General features: G+C 51.5%; 2 protein-coding genes. Both read left to right on the forward strand.

The genetic code is table 11. From position 1 onward, the window contains the following. The first annotated feature begins 333 nt into the window (after nucleotides 1-333). A complete protein-coding gene (locus GC102_RS26455) occupies nucleotides 334-13,011 on the forward strand; it encodes a non-ribosomal peptide synthetase (RefSeq protein WP_171692187.1) in 12,678 nt (4,225 codons plus the stop codon). Between the two features lie 24 nt (nucleotides 13,012-13,035). Then, the gene (locus GC102_RS26460) at nucleotides 13,036-14,817 is read left to right on the forward strand and encodes an ABC transporter ATP-binding protein (protein ID WP_246321136.1); all 1,782 of its coding nucleotides are present in this window, start codon (nucleotides 13,036-13,038) and stop codon (nucleotides 14,815-14,817) included. Nucleotides 14,818-14,819: the final 2 nt, after the last annotated feature.

The raw sequence follows: 14,819 nt of genomic DNA on the forward strand, positions 1-14,819 counted from the left end.
ACCTCCCGTTAATGTGGGCATTTCTGCTCAAAAAGCGGGATTACATGGAAAAGCTCCTGCTATTTCCGATGCCTTTTCGCAAATTGGTGAGGATCCCCTTGAAATATAGGGATATTTTCCCTCTAGATGTCGGTTCAGAACTATTCAAAACGAATTTAGCAGGAGGAATTCCTGTTAGACTTCGCCCCTGCTATGACAAAGAAGAGGCTGTTCTCTTGGTTTTTAACCTTTTGAGACAGCCCCCTATGCTTACGAAGTCAGTTTTCCTACGGAAAACTCAGCCTATGCTTACGAAGTTAGTTTTGCTAAAGCAAAACTCTTAGGAGGATGCTCATGATTGATAAATATTCACAAAATATGATGCTTGCCGGCGGTCAATTTGAGAAAGAGCAGCAGTATTGGCTGAACAAGCTGCAGGGTGAAATCGTTCTTTCGGAATTTCCGAGGGATGCCGATCGATCAGCTGCTCTTACCGACAAAATGTCCGCGATGAAATACGACTTTCCGTCAGAGCTCTCGCAGAAGCTGCAGCATATCACGAATAAATCCGATTTTGCTCTTTATATGATCCTTTTGTCTGGGGTTAAATACATCCTGTATCGGTATACGGCCCAATCGGAGATCATCGTTGGTATGCCTGTTTTCAAGCAAAACAAGCAAAGTGCCGTTATGGTGAACTCGCTTCTGCTGCTGCAAACGACCTTCCTGCAGGAAACCTGCACGTTCAAGCAGTGGCTGACAGCTGTTAAGGAAACCGTCACCTCGGCCAATGAGCATCAAAATTTTCCGTATGCGAAATTGGCTGAGCAGCTTGAACTGCCGGGGGGGAGCGGAAGCGAACCTTACCTGCCTACGCTCGTTTTGCTCGATAGCATTCATGACCGCAGCATCGTCGATCATGTCCAATCCAATGTTATTTTCCAGTTTTCAAAAGCTGATGAGCAGGTTGAACTGGTCGTCCAATACAACAATGGTATGTATAGCGAATTTTTGATGAAGCAAATCGCGTTTCACCTGATTCATTTTTTGCGGTCGGCTTTGAACGAACCGGACCGCAGCCTGGCGGATCTTGAGCTTGTATCCAAGGCTGAAAAAATGACGCTGCTGGACGAATTCAACCAGACAGGGGCGGTGTTCCCGCAGGATCAAACGATTCACGGTTTGTTCGAGGAGCAGGTGCAAAGAACGCCGGAGCGCGTCGCTGCATCTTGCGGTGAGGAGCGGTTGACGTATCGCCAGCTGAACGAACGCGCCAACAGCCTCGCCCGCAACCTCCGCAGCCACGGAGTGGGGCCTGATGTTAGGGTCGGCCTGCTCGCCCGGCGCTCACTCGATATGATCGTCGGCATCCTTGCGACCCTCAAAGCCGGCGGCGCTTATGTACCGCTCGACCCGGACTATCCGCATGAGCGCACGCAGTTCATGCTGGAGGACAGCGGGGCCCACGTCCTGCTGACGCAGCCGCATTTGGCTGATAAAGCGCCTTATGATGGCGTCATCTTGGACTTGAACGATGCGGTGTTGTATGCCGGGGATTCTACAAACTTGGAACCGGTGAATGGACCGCACGATATGGCCTACATCATCTATACGTCCGGCACGACCGGCAAGCCGAAGGGCGTTATGATCGAGCATCAGAATGTTGTGCGTTTGCTCGTTCATGACCGGCTGCAGTTCGATTTCAGCGAGCGCGACGTGTGGACGGTATTCCACTCCTTCTGCTTCGATTTCTCCGTGTGGGAAATGTATGGGGCGCTGCTGTACGGCGGCAGGTGTGTGGTTGTGCCGAAGACAACCGCACAAAACCCGAAAGCATTCGCCCAACTGCTGCGGCAAGAGCAAGTGACGGTACTGAATCAAACGCCGACTGCATTCTATACGCTGATCCACGAGGAGCTGCAGCAGCCGGGCAAGGGGCTTGCCGTCCGCTGCGTTATCTTCGGCGGGGAAGCACTGAACCCGATCATGCTGAAGCCGTGGAAGATGAAGTATCCGGATACGCTGCTGATCAATATGTACGGGATTACCGAAACGACTGTGCATGTTACTTATAAAGAAATAACGGATCGCGAAATCGAAACGAATCTGAGCAACATCGGCCGTCCGATTCCAACGCTGACGAGCTACATCTTCGACGCGCAGCGCAGACTGGTGCCAATCGGCGTCGTCGGCGAGCTATACGTGGGCGGAGATGGCGTCGCCCGCGGATATTTGAACCGCGAGGAGCTGACGGCTGAGCGGTTCGTCGCGAATCCATACAAGCCGGAGGAACGGTTGTATCGATCTGGCGACCTTGCGCGTCTGCTGCCCAGTGGCGAGATGGAATACTTCGGACGGATCGACCATCAGGTGAAGATCCGGGGGCATCGCATAGAGCTCGGCGAGATCGAAACACAGCTGCTTCGGCACGAGCGGATCATGGAAGCGACGGTGTTGGCGCAGGATGACGAACAGGGGCAGAAGTTCCTGTGCGCCTACTTCATCTCAGACGGGGAGCTGACCGTGAGTGAGCTTAGGGCGCATATCGGCAGCGATCTGCCGGCGTACATGATCCCGTCGTATTTTGTGAAGCTGGACAAAATACCGCTTACCTCCAACGGCAAAATCGACCGCAAAGCGCTGCCGAAGCCGGAAGGCGGGCTGGACTCGGGGACGGCTTACGTAGCACCGAGAACAGAGCTGGAAGCGGGGATCGCGCAAATTTGGCAGGAGGTGCTCGGCTGCAGTCAGGTCGGTGTGCTGGACGATTTCTTCGCGCTGGGCGGTCATTCGCTGAAGGCGATGTCGCTCCTCACAGCGCTGCACAAAGCGTACGATGTGGAAGTGCCGTTAAGCTTGATGTTCGAGACGCCGAATATTGAAGCGGTGGCTCGTTATTTAGAAGCTAACGGCGAAGAAAGCGGCGGATATTCGGCGATTCGCCCTGCACCTCAGCAGGATGTTTATCCTGTTTCTTCCGCACAAAAGCGGATGTTCATCATCAATCAAGTTGAGGGATCAGGAACAGGCTATAATATGCCCGGCATGTTCATTTTGAAAGGGAAGTTGGATAGAAACCGCTTGGAAGAGGCGTTCCGCCGATTGATCGAGCGGCATGAGACGCTGCGAACATCGTTCGAAACGGTAAATGGAGAGCCTTTTCAGAGAGTACACGCATCTGTTCCGTTTGAGATCAGTTATACGGAGGTTGATGGGGGAGAGCCATCTCGTGTCGAGGTCGAGGCGTTGATCCGTTTATTTATTCAGCCGTTCGATTTACAGTTGGCTCCGCTGCTCCGCGTAGGGTTGATTCAGCTTGCCGATGAGCATCACCTATTCATGTGTGATATGCACCATATCATTTCGGATGGGGTGTCTATGTCGATCCTCGTCAAAGAATTTACTGAATTGTATCATGGGGCAGCGCTGCCGGAGCTTTCCGTTCAGTATAAAGATTTTGCCGTATGGCAGCACGACAGTCTGCACAGCGAGAAACTGAAAAAACAGGAAGCCTACTGGCTTGATTTGTTTGAAGGGGAACTGCCGCAGCTGGAGCTGCCAACCGATTATGCGAGACCTGCGGTTCAAAGCTTTGAGGGCAATCATTTGACGCTGCAGGCAGAAAAACGAATTTTGGAAGGCATAAAGCGCATCGCTGCGGAAACTGGAACAACACTTTACATGGTGCTGCTTGCTGCTTATAACGTCTTGCTCTCCAAATATTCTGGAAAAGAAGACATTGTTGTCGGCACGCCGACAGCCGGAAGATCCCATGCCGATGTGGAAGGCATCATTGGCATGTTTGTCGGCACGCTGGCGATGAGAAATAAGCCCGAGGGCCACAAAACATTTAAGCGGTTTTTAGCGGAAGTCAGATTGAACGCGATGATGGCGTACACCCATCAGGATTACCCGTTTGAATCTCTGCTCGAAAAGCTGAACATTGTGCGCGATATTAGCCGCAATCCGCTGTTTGACACGATGTTCATGGTGCAAAACATCGATGTGCAGGAGGCCGGATTCGACGAGCTGCATGTTGAGCCATTCGCTGTTGAGAATTACATTTCCAAATTCGATCTGTCCTTGGAAGCGAAGGAAGCGGCGAACGGTCTGACGGTTCATATCGAATACAGCACGAATCTTTTTGAAAGGGAAACCGTCGAACGAATGGGCCGCCACTACCTCGTTCTGCTCGAATCCATTGTGCAGGAACCGGAGAGGAAGCTGGCGGAGCTCGACATGCTCTCAGAGGAAGAAAGACGACAAATTCTGGTTGATTTCAACGATACGCAAACGGATTACCCGAGTGAAATGACCATTGCTGCGTTGTTTGAGCGGCAGGCCCAGCAAACGCCTGATCATCCTGCCATCGTTTGGAAGGGGCAGCAGTTGACTTACCGTCAGCTCAATGAGCAAGCGAACCGGCTAGCCCGGACGCTGATCGCACAAGGAGTAGGTCCCGATCATGTCGTCGGCCTGATGGCGGAACATAAATTGGAGCTCATGGTCGGCCTGCTCGGCATTCTGAAGGCTGGCGGCGCCTTCTTGCTCCTTGATCTCGATGTACCTGTAGAGCGCATGAAGTACATGCTCGAAGATAGCGGTGCTCGTATCATCCTGACGGAGCGGCACCTTCGTCAACAGACTACGGCATTTGCTTTTGTTCAAGTGATCATCCTTGACGATGAGGTTGTCCCTCATGATAACGACTGCTCCAACCTGGAGCTGTCCGGCTCATCGCGCGATCTGGCGTATGTCATCTACACGTCCGGCTCCACCGGCAAGCCAAAAGGGGTGCTCAACGAGCAGCGCAGCGTCGTAAGGCTAGTTAAGGAAACGAACTACGTTCAGTGGAGTGCTGATGAGCGGATCCTGCAGACAGGAGCACTTGGTTTTGATGCGATCACCTTCGAGATATTCGGGGCACTGCTGAACGGTGGTACGCTCTACCTAACTGACAAGAGTGTCATCCTGGATAGTGAGCAGCTCGGCGCATTCATCGCTGAACACCACATCACGACCATGTGGCTCACGTCACCGCTTTTCAACCAGCTTTCGCAGGAGAATGCAGAGTTGTTTACGGGTGTGCGACAGCTGCTGGTCGGCGGAGACGCTCTGTCTCCGAGCTACATTAATCATGTGCGCAGCAAGTGTCCAGGTCTGCGTTTGATTAACGGCTATGGGCCGACGGAGAACACCACGTTCTCCACGACATTTAGGGTCGAACGCGATTACGAGGGAAGCATTCCGATCGGGCGTCCGATCAGCAATTCCACAGCGTACATCGTTAACAAGTACAACCAGCTGCAGCCAGTCGGTGTGCCGGGTGAGCTGTACGTCGGCGGTGATGGCGTGGCGCGAGGGTACGCGAACCGGCCGGAGCTGACGGCCGAGACCTTCGTACCGAACCCATTCATAGCGGGAGAGACGATGTACCGCACCGGCGACCTGGCAAAATGGCTGTCGGACGGGTCGATTGAATATAGGGGCCGCATCGATCAGCAGGTGAAGATCCGGGGGTACCGGATCGAGCTGGGCGAGATCGAGGCGGAGTTGTTGAAGCATCCCGCCATGAAGGATGCCGTAGTGACCGCACGGGAGGACGCGAATGGGCAGAAGTTCTTGTGTGCTTACATCGTAGCGGAACAGGAGCTGGACGCACTGTTTGTAAAGGCGTTTCTGGCACAAGTGCTGCCATCTTACATGGTGCCAGCATACGTGGTGCTGATGGAAAAGTTGCCACTGACGGTCAACGGTAAAATTGATCGCCGTGAGCTGCCCGAGCCGGAAGGCGGCTTTGGACTAGGCACAGCGTATGAAGCACCGCGTAATATGGCTGAAGAGCAGCTCGCTGCCATCTGGCAGGACGTACTTGGTGTGCCGCAGGTCGGCATCCGCGACGATTTCTTCCTGCTCGGCGGCCACTCGCTGAAGGCGATGACGCTGCTGGCGCGGATCAAGCAGCAGCTTCAAGTGAATGTGCCGCTGCGGGTGCTGTTCGAATCGCCGACGATTGACGCGCTAGCCCAGCATATCGCACAGGCCGATAGAGAGGCGTATACGGCGCTCAAGCTGGTGGAGCCGCGCGACTATTACCCGGTTTCCTCCGCCCAGAAGCGGATGTTTGTACTTGGGCAATTTGAAGGCTCCGGAACAGCTTATAATATGCCAGGTAGCATGTTCATCGAAGGTGAGCTGAACCTCGAAAGATTCAAACAGTCGTTCATTCGCTTGGTTGAACGGCACGAATCGCTGCGAACCTCTTTCTCTGTCGTAGATGGCGAACCAGTCCAAACCGTTCACCGTAATCTGCAATTTGAGATTGAATATATAGATTGCGTTCAAGATGATACGGAAGTAGACCGTTTAGTTGAACAGTTCGTACGACCGTTCGATTTAACGAAGGCGCCTTTACTTCACGTAGGTCTGATTCATCTACAGCCTGGACGTCATTTATTCCTTTTCGATATGCACCATATCATTTCCGATGGCGTATCGATGGCTATCCTCGTTGATGAATTCGCCCTCCTGTATCAAGGTGAACCATTGCCGGAGCTTCCGATCCAGTATAAAGATTTTGCTGTGTGGCAAACCGAGTTTTTCCAGTCGGACTTCATGCAAAAGCAGGAAACTTACTGGTTATCTCAATTTGAGGGGGAAATTCCGGTGCTTGATTTGCCGACCGATTTCTCCAGACCTTCCATCCAAAGCTTTGAAGGCGATTATTTGACTGTCGGCTCCGGCAAAGAGTTGGCAGACGAGCTAAAAGGACTTGCCGCCGAAACCGGCACAACGCTGTACATGGTGCTGTTAGCGGCTTATTATGTGCTGATGTCCAAATACAGCGGGCAGGAAGACATCGTGATCGGAACACCGATCGCCGGCAGACCGCGTGCGGAGCTTGAACCGGTTATCGGCATGTTCGTAAACACGCTGGCACTGCGTAACCGCTCGGAAGGCGGGCAAACCTTCAAGCAGTTTTTGGCAAGGGTGAAAGACACGACGCTCAGCGCATTCGAGCACCAAGATTATCCCTTCGAATCTCTTGTAGACAAATTGAATATGGCCCGCGATTTAAGCCGCAACCCGTTGTTTGACACCATGTTCAGCATGCAGAACATTGCTGTTCGGGCGGCACAATTGGAAGGGCTCCAATTTACGCCTTATGAAACAGAGAGTCGAATTGCCAAATTCGATCTTTCGATGGAAGCAACGGAAGAAGAAGATCAAATCCGTTTCAATTTGGAATACAGCACGAGATTATTTACCCGGGATACGATGAGAAGATTAGCGGAGCACTATTTGCGGATGCTTCATCAAATCGTCAAGAGCCCAGATACTAAACTGGCTGAGATCGATATGCTAAGCGCTGCTGAGAGGCATGAAATCATCCATGTATTTAACGATACGAGAGAACCGTTCAACCTGGATGTGACGATGCCGCAGCTGTTCGAACAACAAGCGGCGCAAACGCCGGATCGCATTGCGGTCAGCTTCGAAGGAACGCACCTCACTTACCGCGAGTTGAATGAGCAGGCAAACCAGTTAGCGCGTTTCTTGCTGTTAACAGGTATGAAGCAGGAGGAATTGGTGGCCATCTTGCTGCACCGTTCACCAAGGATGATTGTGTGCATTCTGGCGATTTGGAAGGCGGGCGGCGCTTATGTGCCTATCGATCCTGACTATCCGCCGCAAAGAATCCGCGATATGCTTGCAGATTCTGGCGCTGTGTGCCTGTTGACCGAAATGCCATACGTAACGCTTGAAATCGAGCAAGATTATAACGGAGTAATCATTCCAATTGATAAGGACGATGAGGTCATCCGTCAGGTAAAGGAGGAGAAAGTCAGGCTTCCTGTACCCGTATCGGGGAATCTTGCTTATGTCATTTATACATCCGGTTCTACCGGAAAGCCGAAGGGCGCCATGCTGGAGCATGCTGGCATGCTGAATCATATGGATGCGATGATCAGCGCCTTCCAACTGGATGAACAAAGTGTCATTGTCCAGAATGCCCCGCACTGCTTCGATATTTCCGTCTGGCAGTTGGTTACCGCCTTGGTGATTGGTGGACGGACGGCGATGTACAGTCATGAACTCGTGTTGAATGTACGTGAATTTATGAAGCAAGTGGCGGAAGACAAGGCGACGGTTCTGGAGGTAGTCGTTTCTTATATGACCGCGATGCTCGATTTGCCGGAAGCCGTAGAGCTTCCCGACTTGCAATATGTGCTGGTGACTGGGGAGTCGATCAAACCTCCGCTGGCGCGAAAATGGTTCGAGCGCTATCCGCACGTGAAGCTGGTCAACGCTTACGGGCCAACGGAAGCGTCGGACGACATTACGTTGTACGAGATGGATGAGGCGCCGAAGCTGGAAACAGTGCCGATCGGCAAGCCGGTGCAAAACCTGCATGTTTACATCGTTGACCCTTATATGAAGCTTGTGCCGATTGGCGTTCAAGGAGAATTATGTGTGTCTGGCATCGGGGTTGGGCGCGGCTATTTGAATGACCTGGAGAGAACGAAGAAAGTGTTTATGGAGGACCCTTTCCGCAGCGAAACAGGTATTCGCATGTACAAAACGGGCGACTTGGCACGCTTCTTGCCTGACGGCAATTTGGAATATATCGGACGGGTGGATCATCAAGTTAAAATCAGAGGCTACCGGATCGAGCTCGGCGAAATCGAGGCGATTTTGCTGAAACAAGCAGGTATCAAAGAAGCCGTAGTCATCGATCGGACGGACTCCCATACTCAAAAGTACTTATGCGCGTACTTCGTATCGGACGAAATCATGCCAGCTTCGGAGCTGAAGGAAAGCTTAAGCAAGGAGCTTCCAGGTTATATGGTGCCTTCTTACTTTGTCCAAATGGATCAGCTTCCCTTGACACCGAACGGTAAAATTAACCGCAAAGTGCTTCCGGAGCCAGATGGTCGGCAAGAGCTTGATTATACGGCACCGTCAAATGAGACGGAGCGTAAGCTTTGCATCATCTGGCAACCTATACTCGGAATCGGCCGGATCGGCATTCAAGATAACTTTTTTGAATTGGGCGGCCATTCTTTGAAGGCGATGATGCTCCTCGCCCAGATTCACCGTGAAACGGGCGTGGAAGTGCCGCTCCGTACGCTGTTCGAGATGCCGACGGTGCAGCAGATTGCCAAGTTTATTGACCAATCCACATCGCACGATTACCACGCGATTCAGTCTGCTCAAGAGCAGCAATATTACCCGTTGTCATCCGCTCAGAAACGGATGTTCATTTTGCAGCAGTTTGAGTCGGGCAGCGTTGGTTATAACATGCCGGATGTGATGCTGATCGAAGGCGAGTTGGATTTTGGGAGATTTGAGCAGGCTTATCGGGCACTCGTTAGTCGGCACGAAGCGCTCCGCACCTCATTCCATACGGTGGACGGGGAGCCGAGACAGATGGTGCATACGGATGCTGAACTTCATACTCAAATCGAGGTCTTCGAGGCTGATTCAGACGAAGCTGCCGTTCAACTCGTACAGTCAATCATCCGTCCGTTCAAGCTAAGTGAAGCACCATTGATTCGAGCAGCTGTAATTCGAAGAGCGGACGATAAGCATGTCTTTGTCTTAGATATGCATCATATCGTTTCAGACGGTGTCTCGAGCGGCATCATCGTGAATGATTTTGCTGCCATGTATGCCGGTGCTGAGCAGCCGAAGTTGACTATCCAGTACAAGGATTTTGCGGTATGGCAAAATGAGCAATTCCAAAGCGGTGTCATGCAGAGGCATGAGCAATACTGGTTAAGCAAGTTTGCCGGTGAAGTGCCGCTGCTAAATCTCGCGACTGATTACCCTAGACCGCAAGTGAAAAGCTTCACAGGGGATTTTATCGCCTTCGGCTCCGGTCTTCAAAGGATGGAGCAGCTGAACCGGTTGGCAGCATCACAGGAAACGACGCTGTATATGGTACTGCTCGCCGCATTTAACGTGCTGCTTGCCAAATATTCCGGTCAGGATGATCTTGTGGTGGGAACACCAATTGCCGGCAGACCGCATGCGGACGTGGAAAGCGTCGTCGGGATGTTCGTTAATACCCTAGCGCTTCGTAGCCGTCCAGAAGCCGGATTGACGTTCCGGAACTTCCTTCAGCAAGTCAAGGAAACCTCGCTGCAGGCTTACGAGCATCAAGACTACCCGTTCGAACTGTTGGTAGAAAAGTTGGGCTTACAAAGGGACTTAAGCCGTAATCCGCTGTTCGATACGATCTTTATTTTCCAAAATACAGATGAAGCGGTGATCGAACTTAACGAACTGCAGTTCAAACCGTTCCCTCTCGAGCATAAAGTCGCCAAATTCGATCTTGCGTTAACAGCGGTTGAGACCGAAGGTGAGATCGGATTTAATCTAGCGTACAGCACAAAATTGTTTAACAAAGCAACTGTTGAGCGTATGGGCCGCCATTTGTTAAAGCTGATCGATAACTTATTAGATCGTCCCGATACGTCGTTAGCTGAGATTGGCATAGTGACGGAAGATGAGCTTTCGCAAATGGCTCTCTTCAACGCAACGCAGACTGACGTGCTAACCGATAATACGCTGCACGGGCTGTTTGAGGAGCAGGCGACGAGAACACCTGAGCAAACGGCTGTCGTCTGTGCGGGCCGGCAGCTGACTTATGCGGAGTTGAATACGAAGGCCAACCAGTTGGCAAGAACGCTGCGGGATAAGGGCGTTCGCCCAGAGACGCGGGTAGGCGTTATGGCTGACCGTTCGCTCGAACTGATCGTCGGTATCATGGCGATACTGAAAGCCGGCGGAGCCTATGTGCCGATTGATCCGAAGTATCCGCAAGAGCGGATTCGCTACATGCTGGAGGATAGCGGCACTTCGATCGTGCTGACTCAGGAGCGACTGATCGCGGGCATGAGCGGGGAAGTAAAGGCGGCTTTCGCCGGAGAATGGCTGGATCTGAACGACGATCAGCACTACACTGCTGACGGCTCCAATCTGCAGCAAGTCAATGTGATGACGGATTTGGCCTACATCATTTATACATCAGGTACGACGGGTAAACCGAAAGGCGTCATGATCGAGCACCGCAGCATCGCCGGCAATCTCCTGTGGAGAAAGTCGGAATATGCGCTGAGCACAAACGATAAGGTACTGCAGCTGTTTTCGTTTGCTTTTGATGGCTTCGTGACCAGCTTTTTCACACCAATTCTGGCGGGAGCTACGGTTATCCTGCCGCAAGAAGAAGATGCGAAAGACCCTTTCGCAATCAAAAAGCAGATCGCGGAGCATCGCATCACGCATTTCATCAGCGTGCCAAGCTTATACGCAGCGCTGCTAGAGTGCATGAACACCGAAGATGCTGGCTCGCTGCGCATCATTACGGTTGCCGGCGAGAAGGTAAACACACATGTGATTGAGCGGAGCAAGCAGCTATTCCCGCACATTGAGCTTGTGAATGAATACGGTCCTACGGAAAGCAGCGTGGTAGCCACATTCCTGCGTGATCTGGCGCCGGATAAGGACATTACAATCGGACGTCCGATCGCAAATACGCAAGTTTACATTGTGAATGAGACAGATCATCATCTGCAGCCGATCGGCATCATTGGCGAGCTGTGTATCGCAGGAGACGGTTTGGCCCGAGGGTATCTGAATCGTGATGACCTGACTGCCGAAAAATTTGTCGCGAATCCATTCACATCCAAAGCAGGCAAAAGCGAACGGTTGTACAAAACGGGAGATCTTGCCCGCCTCTTACCAGACGGTACGATTGAATATATCGGACGCCTCGACGAGCAGGTGAAAATTAGGGGCTACCGGATCGAACTGGAAGAAATAGAAGCTAATCTCCTTAGACATGAACATGTGCAGGAAGCTGTCGTCGTGACGGAAGAGATGCACGGGGAGAAGGTGCTTTGCGCCTACATTGTTGCGGGAGAAGGTACGGACATGGCAGAGCTGAGAGCGTATCTTTCCTCCGAGCTGCCGGCTTACATGGTCCCGAGTTATTTCATCCGCATGGAAGCCATGCCGCTGACTCCGAACGGTAAGCTGGATAAAAAATCACTGCCGAAACCGGATGAAAGCACATTGGCACGCGCAGCATATGTCACACCTCGTAACGCTACTGAGGAGCGGCTCACAGCTATTTGGCAGGAGATCCTTGGCCTGAAGCAAGTTGGCGTTCACGACAACTTTTTCGAAATTGGCGGCCATTCGCTGAAAGCTATTCAGCTTGTGACGCGAATTTACGAATCGATGCAGGAGGAATTACCGCTGCAGTACTTATTCCAGCATCCGACTGTTGAACAAATGGCTCAATACATGGATTCCAAAGAGCTGAGGATCGATTTTAACAAACCTATTACCTTATTGAACCGGAAAACGGATCGTCATGTATTCTGTTTCCCACCGGTTGGCGGCATCGGTTTTGTGTTTAAAGAGCTCGCGGAGCAGATCGGTTCGCATGCCCTCTACGGTCTTGATTTTATTGAGAGCGAGGATCGCCTGGAACGTTACATCGAACTTGTGACAAGTGTTCAGGCAGAAGGACCGTATGTCTTTATGGGGTATTCCGCCGGCGGCAACCTCATGTTCGAGCTGACGAAGGCGATGGAGGCAAAAGGGTACGTTGTCTCGGATCTGATCATGCTGGATGCTTCAAGGAAAAGCAAAGTTATACGTCAATCCGAAAAGGTAGTGGCAAAAGAGGTCGACGCTTTGCTCCAGGAAGCCGAGTCTAACGCAAAATACGAAGCTTATGTAAGTAACGAACTTATCAAAAACAGTGTGATTCAAAAAATGAAAAGCTACATGATCTACTTGAATGGTTTGCAAAATAGCGGCTCCGTTCGTGCAAACGTCCATTTTGTACAAAATGAAATCAAACCAAGCAGCAAGTTAAGCGGCAGCACATTGTGGAACCAATCTACCACTGCGAAGTACCGCAGCTATGAGGGAGCAGGTCCTCATGAAGACATGTTGGATGCGCCGTATGCCGCCAAAAATGCAGAGATCGTCAAGGAAATCTTATCCTTATAACCCGCGATGAAGAGGAGCGATACTTTGGCCAGTCGAAAAAGCAAGTCGCAGCCACCAAGACCGAAGCCGATTTTCTTCCGGCTAATGGCCTATATTAAGCCTTACAGCTTTTGGGTTCTTCTGACGATTGTAACCTCGCTCATGGCTGCAGGCGTCGATATCGGGATGGGAAAGCTGATTGAGCAAATGGTCGACAGCTCTTCGGATAAACTGCTGTTCTCCGCTGGTTTTATTGGCATTATGGCGCTGATCGGTGTGATTTCGAAGTATTTGATCAAATATGCTTCGACCCGGTTTAGTGCCTACGCGCTGCGAGATTTGCGCAATGCGGTTGCGAATCATCTGGAAAACCTGCCGGTTTCCACCGTGGAGAAGCAGCAATCGGGCGATCTCGTATCCCGTCTGACGAACGATACGACGGTGCTGCAAAACTTTTTTATCCACCATTTTGCCAATCTTTTTTACATGCCAGTCGTCTTTGTTAGTGCGCTTACGATTCTTTTGCTTACGAGTTGGAAGCTGATCCTGTTCAGTCTCACCCTGCTGCCTGTTGGCATTGCCGTTACCGCCATATTGAGCAGGCCGATCAGCAAATATTCCGAACAGCTGCAGGAACAACTGGGCTCTGCTAATGCAGTCACCCAAGATATGATCGGCGGAATCTCGATGGTCAAAGCTTTTAACAGGCAGGATACGCTGTTCGCAAAGTACAGCAAAGTGATGCAGCAGGTTTTGTCCAAAAGTCTGCTGCTCGAAAAGCGTCGCGCACTCATGTCGCCAATCAGTATTCTGCTGCTGTCAACACCGCTCATTTTTATGGTCGTCATCGGCGGCTACTTGATTGAAAAAGGCGAGCTGACATCCGGCAACATCATCATTTTCTTGTATATGTTTTCGTTTGTTCTTCAGCCCATATCCATGATCCCGGTGCTGTCTGCTCAGGTACAGGAAGTGACCGGGGCAGCCAGGCGGTTGTTTGATGTTCTTGATATGTCGGTGGAGCAGGACATCCTCTCCTTCCAAGATGTGGATCTAAATGCGGCACCGATTGAATTTGAGAACGTCACGTTCTCCTATGACGGACAAACGAATGTGCTGAATGGTTTAAGCTTTTGGCTGCAAAATCAACAGACGATCGCTCTTGTAGGCTCCAGTGGATGCGGGAAAAGCACGTTGTTCAAGCTGCTTTGCGGCTTTTACGAACTGTCACCAGGGGGCGGTACGATTAAGGTACTCGGCAGGCCGCTCAATGAGTGGAATCTGAAGCAGCTTCGCAGCCAAATTTCACTCGTTTCTCAGGACACCCACCTGTTTCCGGGGTCGATTGCTGAGAACATCGGTTTCGGGAACCTTCATGCCACCCGTGACGATATCGTACGGGTGGCCAAAGAAGCGAATGCGCACGATTTTATTATGCAGCAGCCTGAAGGGTATGAAACCGTCATCGGAGAACGGGGTTCCTTGTCTGGAGGTCAAAAGCAGCGGATTGCGATCGCGCGCGCACTGTTAAAGGATGCGCCGATTCTGCTGCTGGATGAGCCGACATCCGCGCTCGATACGCACTCCGAAGCCATCGTTCAGGAAGCGATCGAACGGGTGATGAAAGACCGTGCCGTTCTCGTCATCTCGCATCGCCTGACAACGATTGATAAAGCGGATTGTGTGATTTTTATGAGCGATGGGAAAATTGTGGAATGCAACACACACGAACAATTAATCCGCAGCAATGGTCCTTACAAGAAGCTGTACTTCAAACAATTTGTGCTGCAAGACGGTACCGCCAGCGCAGACAGAGAGGGGGCTTAAGT

The sequence above is a fragment of the Paenibacillus germinis genome, assembly GCF_013141785.1.
Classification (GTDB): Bacteria; Bacillota; Bacilli; order Paenibacillales; family NBRC-103111; genus Paenibacillus_E; species Paenibacillus_E phytorum.

Bases quoted from the DNA above. Each gene is read 5' to 3' on its own strand.
- GC102_RS26455 (WP_171692187.1), top strand. From the start codon at position 334: ATGATTGATAAATATTCACAAAATATGATGCTTGCCGGCGGTCAATTT.